At 61.1% G+C, this 13,269-nt stretch carries 11 protein-coding genes; 5 read left to right on the plus strand and 6 right to left on the minus strand.

Annotated features, from left to right (window positions below):
• Positions 1 to 124 precede the first annotated feature (124 nt).
• Both Q7C20_RS00750 and Q7C20_RS00755 read left to right on the plus strand, forming a co-directional pair.
• Positions 125 to 1,228 (plus strand): enoyl-CoA hydratase/isomerase family protein, encoded by a 1,104-nt coding sequence (locus Q7C20_RS00750; protein ID WP_375064462.1) that lies wholly within the window; start codon positions 125 to 127, stop codon positions 1,226 to 1,228.
• 3 nt (positions 1,229 to 1,231) lie between these two features.
• The gene (locus Q7C20_RS00755) at positions 1,232 to 2,383 is read left to right on the plus strand and encodes an acyl-CoA dehydrogenase family protein (protein ID WP_375064464.1); all 1,152 of its coding nucleotides are present in this window, start codon (positions 1,232 to 1,234) and stop codon (positions 2,381 to 2,383) included.
• Between the two features lie 137 nt (positions 2,384 to 2,520).
• Here Q7C20_RS00755 and Q7C20_RS00760 read toward each other — a convergent pair whose 3' ends face one another.
• From Q7C20_RS00760 to Q7C20_RS00780, 5 genes are read right to left on the minus strand one after another with little or no spacing between them, the layout of a single operon-like run.
• Positions 2,521 to 3,294: an enoyl-CoA hydratase gene (locus Q7C20_RS00760; protein WP_375064466.1), complete on the minus strand. Its 774-nt coding sequence runs from the start codon at positions 3,292 to 3,294 to the stop codon at positions 2,521 to 2,523.
• An 11-nt stretch (positions 3,295 to 3,305) separates the two neighbouring features.
• Complete coding sequence (locus tag Q7C20_RS00765; protein WP_375064468.1) at positions 3,306 to 4,433, minus strand: acyl-CoA dehydrogenase; 1,128 nt, start codon at positions 4,431 to 4,433, stop codon at positions 3,306 to 3,308.
• Positions 4,434 to 4,442: 9 nt separating this feature from the next.
• On the minus strand, positions 4,443 to 5,627 hold the full coding sequence (locus Q7C20_RS00770) for an acetyl-CoA C-acyltransferase (RefSeq protein WP_375064470.1): 1,185 nt from the start codon (positions 5,625 to 5,627) through the stop codon (positions 4,443 to 4,445).
• A 12-nt stretch (positions 5,628 to 5,639) separates the two neighbouring features.
• A complete protein-coding gene (locus tag Q7C20_RS00775) occupies positions 5,640 to 6,407 on the minus strand; it encodes an SDR family NAD(P)-dependent oxidoreductase (RefSeq protein WP_375064472.1) in 768 nt (255 codons plus the stop codon).
• 21 nt (positions 6,408 to 6,428) lie between these two features.
• Complete coding sequence (locus Q7C20_RS00780; protein ID WP_375064474.1) at positions 6,429 to 8,078, minus strand: AMP-binding protein; 1,650 nt, start codon at positions 8,076 to 8,078, stop codon at positions 6,429 to 6,431.
• Positions 8,079 to 8,424: 346 nt separating this feature from the next.
• On the opposite strand from Q7C20_RS00780, the gene Q7C20_RS00785 reads away from it, so the two are divergent.
• The 3 genes from Q7C20_RS00785 to Q7C20_RS00795 all read left to right on the plus strand — a co-directional run bounded on the left by Q7C20_RS00785 (position 8,425) and on the right by Q7C20_RS00795 (position 12,801).
• Complete coding sequence (locus Q7C20_RS00785) at positions 8,425 to 9,483, plus strand: hypothetical protein (protein ID WP_375064476.1); 1,059 nt, start codon at positions 8,425 to 8,427, stop codon at positions 9,481 to 9,483.
• 148 nt (positions 9,484 to 9,631) lie between these two features.
• Positions 9,632 to 11,134: an ATPase domain-containing protein gene (locus Q7C20_RS00790; RefSeq protein WP_375064478.1), complete on the plus strand. Its 1,503-nt coding sequence runs from the start codon at positions 9,632 to 9,634 to the stop codon at positions 11,132 to 11,134.
• 44 nt (positions 11,135 to 11,178) lie between these two features.
• A complete protein-coding gene (locus Q7C20_RS00795) occupies positions 11,179 to 12,801 on the plus strand; it encodes an ATP-binding protein (RefSeq protein WP_375064843.1) in 1,623 nt (540 codons plus the stop codon).
• A gap of 25 nt (positions 12,802 to 12,826) precedes the next feature.
• Here the strand turns inward: Q7C20_RS00795 and Q7C20_RS00800 are convergent, their stop codons facing one another.
• Positions 12,827 to 13,204: a response regulator gene (locus tag Q7C20_RS00800; RefSeq protein WP_049713300.1), complete on the minus strand. Its 378-nt coding sequence runs from the start codon at positions 13,202 to 13,204 to the stop codon at positions 12,827 to 12,829.
• Positions 13,205 to 13,269: the final 65 nt, after the last annotated feature.

Below are 13,269 nucleotides of genomic sequence, written 5' to 3' on the forward strand. Positions count from 1 at the left end.
TGCATAAATGCAAAAACGACCTGCATGATTCCGGGTTGTACGGGGCAAATTTGCACTGGTACGATCGCGAGAAGGTTCGCCCGCGAACATCTTGATAAAGAACAATAAAAGCATGGAGTTAGAGATGACTGCTCAGGTTTCATCCGAAGCAAGCCGTGTCGATGTATCTCAAGGAGAGGTGCTGGCCGAGGTCCGCAACCACATCGGTCACCTCACCCTCAATCGCCCCGCCGGTTTGAATGCAATCACGCTGGACATGGTTCGCAGCCTGACCCGGCACTTGCAGGCCTGGGCGGATGACCCTCAGGTGCACGCCGTGGCGCTGCGTGGGGCTGGCGACAAAGCCTTCTGCGCCGGGGGCGACATTCGTTCGCTGTACGACAGTTTCAAAAGCGGCGACACCTTGCACGAAGACTTCTTCGTCGAGGAATACGCACTGGATCTGGCCGTCCACCACTACCGCAAACCCATACTCGCGCTGATGGACGGTTTTGTCCTCGGTGGCGGCTTGGGGCTGGTGCAAGGCGCAGACCTGCGTGTGGTGACCGAACGCAGCCGCCTGGCGATGCCGGAAGTGGCCATCGGGTATTTCCCGGACGTGGGCGGCAGCTACTTCCTGCCACGCATTCCCGGCGAGCTGGGGATTTACCTCGGCGTGACCGGCGTGCAGATTCGCGCCGCCGACGCGCTGTACTGTGGCTTGGCGAACTGGTACATCGACAGCGTCAGGCTCGGCGAACTCGACCAGAAGCTCGACCGGCTGCACTGGAGTGAGTCGCCCCTGAAAGATTTGCAAGGTGTACTCGCCAAACTCGCGGTGCAGCAGTTGCCTGACGCGCCGTTGATCGCCCTGCGCCCTGCCATCGACCATTTCTTCGACTTGCCGGACGTGCCGAGCATTATCGAGCAATTGCAGGAAGTCACCGTCGCCGACAGCCACGAATGGGCGCTGACCACCGTCGGCCTGATGCAAACCCGTTCGCCACTGGCCATGGCCGTGACATTGGAAATGCTCCGCCGTGGCCGGCGCCTGCCGCTGGAACAATGCTTTGCGCTCGAATTGCACCTGGACCGCCAATGGTTCGAACGCGGTGACCTGATCGAAGGCGTGCGCGCGTTGATTATCGACAAGGACAAAACCCCGCGCTGGAACCCGCCCACGGTTGAGGCGCTGGACCCAGCCCATGTCGAAAGCTTCTTCCATAACTTCAAGCAGAGTGGGAGATAAGCCATGCAAGACCTTGAATATACTGAAGAACAAGTAATGATCCGCGACATGGCTCGCGACTTTGCCCGTGGCGAAATTGCCCCACACGCCCAAGCATGGGAAAAGGCCGGCTGGATCGATGACGCGCTGGTCGCGAAGATGGGTGAACTGGGCCTGCTGGGCATGGTGGTGCCGGAGGAATGGGGCGGAACCTATGTCGATTACGTCGCCTACGCCCTGGCGGTTGAAGAAATTTCCGCCGGCGATGGTGCCACCGGTGCACTGATGAGTATCCATAATTCAGTGGGTTGCGGCCCAGTTCTCAACTACGGCACAGCTGCACAAAAGCAAACCTGGCTGGCTGACCTCGCCAGCGGCCAGGCCATCGGGTGTTTCTGCCTGACCGAGCCCCAGGCCGGTTCGGAAGCCCACAACTTGCGCACCCGCGCCGAACTGCGCGACGGCCAGTGGGTGATCAACGGCGCCAAGCAGTTCGTCAGCAACGGCAAGCGCGCCAAGTTGGCCATCGTGTTTGCGGTGACTGACCCGGACTTGGGCAAGAAAGGTATCTCCGCATTTCTCGTACCCACCGATACGCCGGGTTTCGTGGTAGATCGCACCGAGCACAAAATGGGCATTCGCGCCTCGGACACCTGCGCGGTCACGCTGAACCAGTGCAGCGTCCCCGAAGCCAACCTGCTGGGTGAGCGCGGCAAAGGCCTGGCCATCGCCCTATCCAACCTGGAAGGCGGCCGCATCGGCATTGCCGCTCAGGCGCTGGGCATCGCCCGTGCAGCGTTCGAGGCCGCGTTGGCCTATGCCCGTGACCGCGTGCAGTTCAACAAAGCGATCATCGAACACCAGAGCGTGGCCAACCTGCTGGCCGACATGCAAACCCAACTGAACGCCGCCCGCTTGCTGATCCTGCACGCCGCACGCCTGCGCAGCGCCGGCAAGCCGTGCCTGTCGGAGGCGTCACAAGCCAAGCTGTTTGCCTCGGAAATGGCCGAAAAGGTCTGTTCGTCTGCGATTCAGATTCACGGCGGGTATGGGTATCTGGAGGATTACCCGGTGGAGCGCTACTACCGGGATGCGCGGATCACGCAGATTTATGAGGGCACCAGCGAGATTCAGCGGATGGTGATTGCGCGGGAACTGAAGAACTACCAGCTCTAACGGGTACGCCACAAAACCAATGTGGGAGCGGGCTTGCTCGCGAATGCGGTGGATCAGTCGAAACATTCGGTGACTGACACTCCGCATTCGCGAGCAAGCCCGCTCCCACATTTTGATCTTCAGCGTTAAAGGATTACTTACTTATCTTTGAATTCCGGCGCGCGTTTGGCCACGAATGCCGCCATGCCTTCCTTCTGATCCTGGGTCGCAAACGCTGCGTGGAAGACTCGGCGCTCAAAGCGCACGCCTTCGGACAGGCTTACTTCAAACGCGCGGTTCACGCTTTCCTTGACCATCATGCTGATCGGCACTGACTTGCCGGCAATCAGCGCGGCCACTTTCAGCGCTTCTTCCAACAGTTCATCGGCAGGCACGATTCGCGCGACGATCCCGCAACGCTCCGCTTCCACCGCGTCGATAAAACGCCCGGTCAGGCATATTTCCATGGCCTTGGCCTTGCCCACGGCGCGGGTCAGGCGCTGGGTGCCGCCCATGCCCGGCAGTACGCCGAGGTTGATTTCGGGCTGGCCGAATTTGGCGTTGTCACCGGCCAGGATGAAATCGCACATCAACGCCAGTTCGCAGCCGCCGCCCAGGGCAAAGCCGTTGACGGCGGCAATGATCGGCTTGCGACGGTTGGCCACGCGGTCACTGTCGCTGAACAGGTCGTCGAGGTAGATCTGCGGGTAGGTCAGCTCGGCCATTTCCTTGATGTCGGCGCCGGCGGCGAAGGCTTTTTTCGAGCCGGTCAGCACGATGCAGCCAATTTCAGGGTTGGCTTCCAGGCCGTCCAGCGCCTGGTTCAACTCGCTGACCAATTGCGCATTCAAGGCGTTCAAGGCTTGCGGGCGATTAAGGGTAATCAACCCGACGCGGCCCTGCACCTCGAGCAAAATAGTCTCGTAACTCATGTTTCGGCTCCTTAAAGATTGCGTGAGATGACCATGCGCTGGATATCGCTGGTGCCTTCGTAAATCTGGCAGACCCGCACGTCGCGGTAGATCCGCTCCAGCGGGAAGTCGCTCAGGTAACCGTAACCGCCCAGGGTTTGCAAGGCGGCCGAGCAGACTTTCTCGGCCATTTCCGAGGCAAACAGCTTGGCCATGGACGCTTCCACCAGCGCAGGCTTGCCGCTGTCACGCAGGGCGGCGGCGTAATGCACCATCTGCCGCGCCACGGCGATTTGCGTGGCCATGTCGGCAAGGCGGAAGGCCACGGCCTGATGCTCGATGATTGCCTTGCCGAAGCTTTCGCGCTCGCGGGCATAGTCGCGGGCGGCTTCAAAGGCGGCGCGGGCCATGCCCACCGCTTGCGCAGCAATGCCGACGCGTCCGCCTTCCAGGTTGGCCAGGGCGATCCTGTACCCTTCACCCTCCTCCCCCAGACGATTGGCAACCGGCACTTTCACATCCTCGAACAGGATCTGACAGGTGTCCGACGCGTGCTGACCCAGTTTGTCTTCGACCCGCGCTACGCTGTAGCCCGGTGAGTCGGTGGGCACGATAAACGCGCTGATCCCGCGCTTGCCGGCGGCCGGGTCGGTGACCGCAAACACAATCACGATCCCGGCGTTTTGCCCGGACGTGATGAACTGTTTGCAGCCATTGAGCACGTAATGCTCGCCTTCCAGACGCGCGCGGGTTTTCAGGCCGCTGGCATCGGAACCGGCTTGCGGTTCGGTGAGCGCGAAGGCACCGAGCATGGCGCCGCTGGCAAGAGGCGTGAGGAACTGTTGTTTCTGCGCATCGTTGCCGAAGGTGAGGATCGGTACGCAGCCGACCGAGTTGTGCACGCTCATGATGGTCGAGCAGGCGCCGTCGCCGGCCGCGATCTCTTCAAGCGCCATGGCGTAGGCCAGGTATCCCGTGTCGCAACCGCCCCACTGTTCCGGCACCAGCATGCCGAAAAAGCCCAGTTCGGCCATTTCGCCTATCGCCTCCCTGGGAAAGCGATGCTCACGGTCCCATTCGGCGGCGAAGGGTTTCAGGCGCTCCTGGGCAAATTGCCGGGCCGCCTCGCTGATTTGCAGTTGTTCGTCATTTGGCAGCATGGAAACTCCTCAGTACAGGCATTCAACGGCCATGGCCGTGGCTTCACCGCCGCCGATGCAGATGGCCGCGACCCCACGCTTGAGGCCTCTTTGGCGCAGGGCCGAGAGCAAGGTCACCAGGATGCGGGCGCCAGAGGCCCCGATCGGATGCCCCAGCGCGCAGGCGCCCCCGTGCACGTTGACCTTCTCGTGGGCGATTTCCAGCTTGCTCATGGTGACCAGGCTGACCACGGCGAAGGCTTCGTTGATCTCGAACAGGTCGACTTCGCCCAGGTTCCAGCCGGTTTTGCTCATCAGCTTGCGAATCGCACCCACCGGCGCCACTGGAAACAGCCCCGGCTCATCCGCAAACGCGGCGTGGCCATGGATCACCGCCAGCGGTTTAAGCCCGCGCTTTTGTGCTTCGGACTGACGCATCAGCAGCAGCGCCGCCGCACCGTCGGAAATCGAACTGGAATTGGCCGCCGTCACCGTGCCGCCTTCGCGGAACGCCGGTTTCAGGCTGGTGATCTTGTCGAGTTTGGCCTTGGGCGGTTGTTCGTCATGCAGGATGGTTTTCTGCTCCTTGCCAGCGGTGACCTGCACCGGCACGATTTCCGCAGCGAAGTTGCCATGGGTGATCGCGTCTTGCGCACGGGTCAGCGAAGCAATGGCGAACGCATCCTGAGCTTCACGGCTGAAGCCGTTGTATTGGGCGCAGTCTTCGGCAAAGGTGCCCATCAGGCGGCCCTTGTCATAGGCATCTTCGAGGCCATCGAGGAACATATGGTCCAACACCTTGCCGTGGCCCATGCGGTAACCGCTGCGCGCGCGGTCGAGCAGGTACGGCGCGTTGGACATGCTTTCCATGCCACCGGCGATGACTACATCGACACTGCCGGCCAGCAGCGAATCATGGGCCAGGATGGCGGCTTCCATGCCCGAGCCGCACATTTTGTTGAGGGTGGTGCAGCGGGTGCCTTTGTCCAGCCCGGCGCCCAACGCCGCCTGACGCGCAGGCGCCTGGCCCAAACCGGCAGGCAGCACGCAGCCAAACAACACTTCATCCACGGCATCGGGGGCGATACCGGCCCGCTCGACGGCGGCGCGAATCGCGGCCGCGCCCAGTTGCGGCGCGGTCAGCCCTTTGAGGTCGCCCTGAAATCCGCCCATGGGCGTGCGTACGGCGCTGACGATAACGATGGGATCGTTCATGGGAAATGCTCCTTACTTGGCCGCCATGCGCAAGGCGCCGTCGAGACGGATAACCTCACCATTGAGCATGCTGTTTTCGATGATATGGCGCACCAGGGCGGCGTATTCGGCAGGCTTGCCCAGGCGCGGCGGGAACGGCACGCCGGCGGCCAGGGAGTCGCGCACCTCCGGGGTCATGCCGGCCATCATCGGCGTCTCGAAAATGCCGGGAGCGATGGTCATGACCCGAATGCCGAAGCGCGCCAGTTCGCGGGCGGCGGGCAAGGTCAGGCTGGCAATCGCGCCCTTGGAGGCGGCATACGCTGCCTGGCCGATTTGCCCGTCGAAAGCCGCGACCGAGGCGGTGTTGATGATCACGCCGCGCTCGCCGTCGGCATTCGCCTCAGTGTCGGCAATGGCCGCAGCGGCCAGGCGCAGCAGGTTAAAGCTGCCGATCAGGTTGACGTTGATCACCTGGGCAAAGCTGGCCAAGCCATGGGGGCCGTTCTTGCCGAGGATTTTCTCGCCACGCACCACACCGGCGCAGTTGACCAGCCCGTGCAAACCGCCAAAGGCGGCAACGGTGGCCTGCACCGCGGCTTCAGCGGCGGCCTCCTGGCTGATATCTGCCACGGCGCTGCGCGCATTGTCGCCGAGCTGTTGGGCTTTGGCCGCGACGGCGTCAGCGTTCAGGTCCACCAGCATGACCTTGGCACCGGCAGCCACGAGCATTTCAGCGGTGGCCGCGCCGAGGCCCGAAGCGCCGCCGCTGACCAGGAATACCTTGTTTTCAATCTGCATCATTGTTTCCTTAAAAGTGGGTTACGCCAACGCAGCCTGGGCCTTGGCGATTTCCTGATTACGCAAAATAAAGCGTTGCAGCTTGCCGCTCGGGGTCTTGGGCAAGTCGCTGACGAATTCGATTTCTCGCGGGTAGGCATGCGCAGCCAGGCGCTTGCGCACATGCAGGCGCAGTTCTTCGGCCAACTCGGGGGTCGCGCGGTATTGCGCGTTGATTACTACAAAGGCTTTCACCAGTTCGGTGCGCTCCGGGCAGGGTTTGCCGACCACCGCAGCCTCAACCACGGCCGGGTGTTCGACCAGGGCGCTTTCCACGTCGAACGGGCCCACGCGGTAGCCGGAGGTGGTGATCACATCATCACTGCGCCCGACAAAGCTGATGCTGCCGTTGGGGTTCAACTCTACGGTGTCGCCGCTGAGGTAGTACTTGCCCACAAATGCTTTGGTGTTCACGCCGTCGTAGCCGGCGAACCAGCACATCGGCGATTGCTCGCGGTCGATCGCCAGGATGCCGGGCTGGCCGGCGGGCAATTCCTGATGGTTGTCGTCCAGTACCACAATGCGATGGCCCGGCGAGGCAAACCCGGCCGAGCCCACATGCACCGGGTGCTCCAGGCCATGGTGGTTGCACAGCACCATGCCCAGTTCGGTCTGGCCGTAGTGATCGTGAATGGTCACGCCCAAGTTATCCGCGAACCAGCGAATCACTTCCGGGTTCAACGGCTCGCCGGCGCTGCTCACAATGCGCAGCTTGCCCTTGATCGAGCCCGCGAACTGTTCGCCGCCGGCAATCAGCAAGCGGTAAGCGGTCGGTGAGCCGGTGAGGTTGGTGATCCCGTACTTGTTGATGACCCGGCAGGTGCTTTCCAGGGTAAACGGGCCATCGTAGAAGGTAATCGGATGGCCCATGGACAACGGCCCGGTCACGCCAAAATAGATGCCGTAGGCCCAACCCGGGTCGGCGACGTTCCAGAAGGCGTCCTCGGGGCGCAGGTCCACGGCGTCACGGGTGTAGCTCTGAAACGCAACGATGGCCTTGAGCGGCACCGACAGTGCTTTGGACGGGCCAGTCGTGCCAGAGGTGAACATCAGCAAAAACGGATCTTCCGCGCCCAGCAACACCGGCTCGCAGACGTTGGAATAGTTGGGCAGTTCAGCCCAGAAACTGAAGTCACCGCGCACAATGCCTTCGCCCCTGGCGCCAGCGACCGTCACAATAGTCGGGCAGCGTTCCACCTCTGCCAGCTTGGGCCGGTTGATCGCATCGGTGACAACCAGCGCGGCGCCGGAACTGTTCAGGCGATGTTCTATAGCCTTGGGGCCGAATGCGGTAAATAAAGGCTGATACACCGCACCGATGCGCCAAGTGGCGAATACCACCACCAGCAATTCAGCCGTGCGAGGCAACAGGCCGGCGACCTTGTCCCCGCGCTTGACGCCTTGGGCCAGCAGGAAATTGGCGAAGCGTGAGGCCTGGTCCTGCAACTCGGTAAAGGTCGACGTGGCGCTGCGCCCGTCCTTGCCTTCCCAGAACAACGCGATGCGCCCAGGCAGCGCGTGGCGGTCACAGCATTCCACACAGGCATTGAGCGCCTGCAGGTTTCCGGCCAGAGCGGCGTCGACGGTGTGCTGATAATCAAACTCGGTGGTGGCAGCCAAATACTCACGCATCGCTTCAAATCCTTCTGTATTTTTATTTTCAGGACGTAAACCCCTCAAATAGTCGCTCTAGAGCGGCGCAGCGGCAATGGTCAAAGCCTTCAACCTCGCTGACTGTTTTGGCCAATCATTGATCGCGCTACCTCTTCGGCATCCTGTTCTCCCTCTACGGCTCGAGATGATCATTGAGGTGCGTTCGCTGATTCGCAAATGACCTCGAAGACCCGATTGGCTTCGCCGAAACTGACCTGCCGGCCTCCCTGAAGCCGGTGGATTACGTGCTGAAGTGATGCGGGTTTGACACTCGCGATGGTCTGACCGAAGCTGCTCGCTTTGCGATAAGTTTTTGGAAGCTTGCATGTCAAAGTCACGCCGTAATGCCATCGTCGGCCTGTGCGCCCTGCTGTTGATTGTGTCGGTCACCTGGTTTTTTGCCCGCACCACTCCGGTGGTTGTGCCGCCTGCCATTGCCCATGGCTACGCCAAAGCGCTGAGGCAAGCGCATAACGGTGAGCCGGGAGCGGCGCGCGTGCTGTATCAGCAATTGGGCCGGCCGGACCTGTCTCCTCAGCGCCGCGCCGCACTGCATGCTGAACTGCCCAACTACCCAAGCCCTCAGGCGCTGAAGCTCGCCGATAAAGACCTGGCCGACCCGTCGCCACTGGTGCGCGAAGCCGCGATTCACAGCATTGTCGGGCTGGTGCCTACTGGCCAACGTACGTTGCTCCTCGGGCCAGCGCTGGACGACCCCGAGCAGGAGGTGCGTTTTGCCGCGGCCAACGCGTTGCTGGGCCTGTCGCCGGATACCTTGGGCTTGTATTTTGGCCCCCTGCAGCAAGTGCTCGACGAGTTCGTGAAGGAGATCAAGGCCGAGCCCGAGTCTGCTGAAAACTGGATTCAACTGGCGCGCCTCTACATCCACAGCGCCTTGTTGCCGGACGCGCAAAATGCCCTGGAACAGGCGATACGCCTGCAGCCGGACAACCTGCAGGCCGTGGTTGCGCAAATTGAGTTGCTGGACAAGCAAGGCAAGACCGAAGAATCCCGTCAGCTATTGGCGCGGCAGCTGGCGGCGCATCCGGAGTCGGCGTATCTGCAACATGCCTTGGGCATGTGGCTGCTGCACCATGGCGAGCGCCCTTATGCGCTGCTCGGCCTGTCAAAGGCGGTGGAGCTGGAACCGGACAATCAGGATTACCGCTACGACTTGGCGACCACCCTGCACGCCCAGCAAGAACTGGAAGCCGCCCAGCGCCAGCTGGAGGAAATCGTCCAGCGCAATCCGGCCAACCGCAAGGCGCGTGTGTTGCTGGTCAATTACTGGAAAGAAAGTGGGCAATTGCAGAACGTTCAAGTGCTGCTTGCGCAACTTGAGCAGCAGAACCCGGATGATCCGGCGCTGCAACAAGGGCTTTAGGCCCCACGGGCGTGGCGTGAAGCTCGCGCCCGCCGCTCCAGGTACAAATTCCAAATCCTTTGAACCGCCGCATCACGCCACGGTCAAGAGATTATGGCGCGCTCGAACGGGCGCGCAACTCTACACGTATGTGACCTGAGGGCACTTCTTGTCTACATCCAATGCGTTATTAAGCGAAAAAGCGGCCACCGGTATTGTCGGTCTCGATGACATTCTTGCCGGCGGGCTGTCTCGAAGCCATTTGTTCCTGCTTGAAGGTGAGCCCGGCACCGGCAAAACCACCGTCGCCCTGCACTTTCTTCAAGAGGGCGCCAAGCGCGGGGAGCGTTCGCTTTACATCACTTTGTCGGAAACCGAGCGCGAACTGCGCCAGGGAGCCAAATCCCACGGCTGGGACCTGGATGACAACATCCACGTTTTTGAGCTGACGCCGCCTGAAAGCATCCTCAACGCGGAACACCAGCAAAGCCTGTTGTATTCGTCCGACCTTGAACTGGGCGAAGCGACGCGGCAGATCTTTGAAGTCGTGGAGCGCGTCAAGCCCACTCGCGTGGTGCTCGACAGCCTCTCCGAGATTCGACTGCTGGCCCAAAGTTCGCTGCGCTACCGTCGGCAAATTCTGGCGATCAAGCATTACTTCGTACGCTACGACGCCACAGTGCTTCTGCTCGACGACCTGACGACCGAAGCCCTCGACAAAACCGTTCACAGTGTCGCTCACGGGGTCATCCGCCTCGAAGAGTTGACGCCGGTCTACGGTGCCGAGCGACGTCGCGTACGCGTGGTCAAATACCGCGGGCAAAAGTACCGTGGCGGTTTTCACGATTTCACCATCGCCGCCGATGGCATCCACGTTTTCCCGCGCCTGGTCGCAGCAGAGCATCGCGCCGGTTATGTGCGTGAAACGCTGCCCAGCGGCATCAACGAATTGGATGCGTTGCTGGGCGGCGGTATCGAAACCGGCTCCAGTACGCTGATTCTCGGCCCTGCGGGCACCGGCAAATCGCTGATCTCGATTCTCTTTGCCGCTGCAGCCGTTGCGCGTGGCGAGAAAGCCGCACTGTTTATCTTCGATGAAGAGCTGGGCCTGCTGTTTGAGCGCATGCGCCAGTTGAAAATCGACCTGAAGGCTTTGCAGGCGACCGGAAACCTGTATATCGAGCAGGTTGACGCCGCTGAATTGTCTCCTGGCGAGTTCTCTCATCGGGTGCGCCGCGCAGTGGATGAACAGGGCATCAAGACCGTGGTCATCGACAGCGTCAACGGCTTCCAGGCGGCCATGCCGGAAGAAAACTCGCTGATCCTGCACATGCACGAATTGCTGCTGTATTTGAACCGGCGTGGCGCTGCGACGTTTATGACCGTTGCCCAGCACGGGTTGGTCGGCGACATGGCGGCGCCGGTTGATCTGACCTACCTGGCGGATACCGTGGTGCTGTTGCGCTACTTCGAAGCGCTCGGCAAGGTGCGTCGTGCCATTTCCGTGATTAAAAAACGCACGGGCACCCACGAGTCGACCATTCGTGAATACGTCATCGGCACCGGCGGCATGGTCATTGGCGAGCCACTGGAGGAATTTCAAGGCGTGCTGCGCGGTGTTCCGACTTACATGGGCGCAGGTGCCCCACTGCTTAAGGAACACGGGGAGTGAATGTGCTGTTCCCGACGTCCGAGCGAGCCATTATCCTTGCGCCCATGGGCCGAGATGGCGCCCTCGCATTAATGATGCTCAAAGAGGCAGGCTACGGCGGCATCGTCACGGGTAACCTGCCGTTGTTGTGCGAGGCGCTGGAACAAGGCGCCGGTATGCTGATCATTGCGGTTGAAGCGTTGCGCGGTGTCGAGCTTGACCCGCTGCTGGAGTGGCTGCGTGAGCAACCGGCCTGGTCCGACATGCCAATCGTGTTGATGACGCACCACGGTGGCAAAGAGCAAGCTGGCTCGTCCAGGCTCAGCGGCTTGCTGGGCAATGTCACCTTCCTGGAACGGCCTTTCCACCCGAGCACCTTGATCAGTCTTGTGAGTACGGCCGTGCGCGGTCGCCGGCGCCAGTATGAGGCGCGCGACCGTCTGATTGACTTGAGTGAAAGCGAACTGCGCCTGCAGCGCACGCTTGAGACGCTGGAGCAACAGGTAGAAGAACGCACAGCGCAACTGCGTGCCAATGAAGAGGCGTTGCGCCAGTCGCAAAAAATGGAAGCGGTTGGCCAACTCACCGGCGGCATCGCCCACGACTTCAACAACATGCTCACCGGCATTATCGGTAGCCTGGAGTTGCTGAGAAGGCGCGTGGCGCGTGGTCGCCTGGACGATCTCGACAGCCTGATCGACTTGGGCGTCACCTCGGCAAACCGCGCTGCCGGCCTGACCCATCGCCTGCTGGCGTTTTCCCGCCGTCAGTCGTTGGACTCAAAGCCTGTGGAGATCAACCGGTTAGTCAGCTCGATGAATGAATTGCTGCAGCGCAGCATCAATGAAAGCATCGTCCTGGAAATGCGCCTTTCAGAGCAACTCTGGACCGCCGAAGCCGACCCCAATCAGCTCGAAAGTGCCCTGCTCAACCTGGTACTCAATGCCCGTGACGCGATGCCCGGCGGTGGCAAGCTGGTGGTAGAAACCACCAATCGGCACCTGGACAGCGTATTCACAGCCGCCTACGGCACGCTCCCTCCCGGCGACTATGTAGAGCTGAGCATCAGCGATAACGGCTGCGGGATTCCTGCGAACGTGATTGATCGCGTGTTCGATCCGTTTTTCACCACCAAGCCGATTGGTCAGGGCACGGGCCTCGGCTTGTCGATGATCTACGGTTTTGCCCGGCAATCCCGTGGGCATGTGACGATTCACAGCAAAGTCGACGAAGGCACAACGGTCAGCTTGTTTTTGCCGCGTTTTGTGGGCGACGTCCTCATGGAAGAGTCCGCTAACCCTGCGATGCTGCCTTTTGCCAATGCGGGCGAAACCATCTTGATCGTCGAGGACGATCCGGCCGTCAGGGTGTTGGTCAGCGCCGTGCTGAAGGAATTGGGTTACGCCTATGTTGAAGCAGGCGATGCCAATGCGGCCGTGCCGATCATCGAGTCTGACCAGCGCATTGATCTGATGATCAGCGACGTGGGCCTGCCGGGCATGAACGGTCGGCAACTGGCGGAGATCGGTCGGCAGATACGCCCTGGCCTCAAAGTGCTGTTCATCACCGGCTACGCCGAACACGCGGCGGTTCGCGGTGGTTTCCTCGACCCTGGCATGCAACTGATCACCAAGCCATTCACGTTCGACCTGTTGACGGAAAAAGTTCGGGAAATGATCAGGGATTAGGGCTGCCTCGCAGCCCTTCGGCGCTTCAGGCCAACAGGCGCTGGATATGCTCTTGCAGCGTGTCCAGGTCAAACGGCTTGGCCAGGATCGGCGCGTTGCGCGTGATCGGGCTGTTGCAGTCGAGAATTTCCTGCGGGTAACCGCTGATAAAGATGACTTTCAATTCCGGTCGCAGCTTCATCGCCGGCTCAGCAATCTGCACCCCGGAAATCCCGCCGGGCAGGCGGTAATCGGTGACCATCAGGTCCAGGTGCGGTTTGGTCGCGAGGATTTCGAACGCCTGCTCCCCATCGATCGCCTTCAAGACCCGATAGCCCAGCCCGGCCAGGTATTCACCCAGCACAAACATAATCGATTCGTCGTCCTCGACGATCAGTACAACGTCTTGCGCATCTTCACTCATGGGAAGCCTTTGTCCGGTCAATTGCTGCAGTTACGACCATGGGGTCACGCAGAGGTTGCGTCGGC

The sequence above is a fragment of the Pseudomonas sp. AMR01 genome (assembly GCF_041946035.1).
GTDB lineage: Bacteria > Pseudomonadota > Gammaproteobacteria > Pseudomonadales > Pseudomonadaceae > Aquipseudomonas > Aquipseudomonas antarctica_B.

Bases quoted from the DNA above. Each gene is read 5' to 3' on its own strand.
- Q7C20_RS00755 (WP_375064464.1), top strand. From the start codon at position 1,232: ATGCAAGACCTTGAATATACTGAAGAACAAGTAATGATCCGCGACATG.
- Q7C20_RS00795 (WP_375064843.1), top strand. From the start codon at position 11,179: ATGGGCCGAGATGGCGCCCTCGCATTAATGATGCTCAAAGAGGCAGGC.
- Q7C20_RS00775 (WP_375064472.1), bottom strand. From the start codon at position 6,407: ATGCAGATTGAAAACAAGGTATTCCTGGTCAGCGGCGGCGCTTCGGGC.
- Q7C20_RS00770 (WP_375064470.1), bottom strand. From the start codon at position 5,627: ATGAACGATCCCATCGTTATCGTCAGCGCCGTACGCACGCCCATGGGC.
- Q7C20_RS00760 (WP_375064466.1), bottom strand. From the start codon at position 3,294: ATGAGTTACGAGACTATTTTGCTCGAGGTGCAGGGCCGCGTCGGGTTG.
- Q7C20_RS00750 (WP_375064462.1), top strand. From the start codon at position 125: ATGACTGCTCAGGTTTCATCCGAAGCAAGCCGTGTCGATGTATCTCAA.
- Q7C20_RS00785 (WP_375064476.1), top strand. From the start codon at position 8,425: ATGTCAAAGTCACGCCGTAATGCCATCGTCGGCCTGTGCGCCCTGCTG.
- Q7C20_RS00800 (WP_049713300.1), bottom strand. From the start codon at position 13,204: ATGAGTGAAGATGCGCAAGACGTTGTACTGATCGTCGAGGACGACGAA.
- Q7C20_RS00765 (WP_375064468.1), bottom strand. From the start codon at position 4,433: ATGCTGCCAAATGACGAACAACTGCAAATCAGCGAGGCGGCCCGGCAA.
- Q7C20_RS00780 (WP_375064474.1), bottom strand. From the start codon at position 8,078: ATGCGTGAGTATTTGGCTGCCACCACCGAGTTTGATTATCAGCACACC.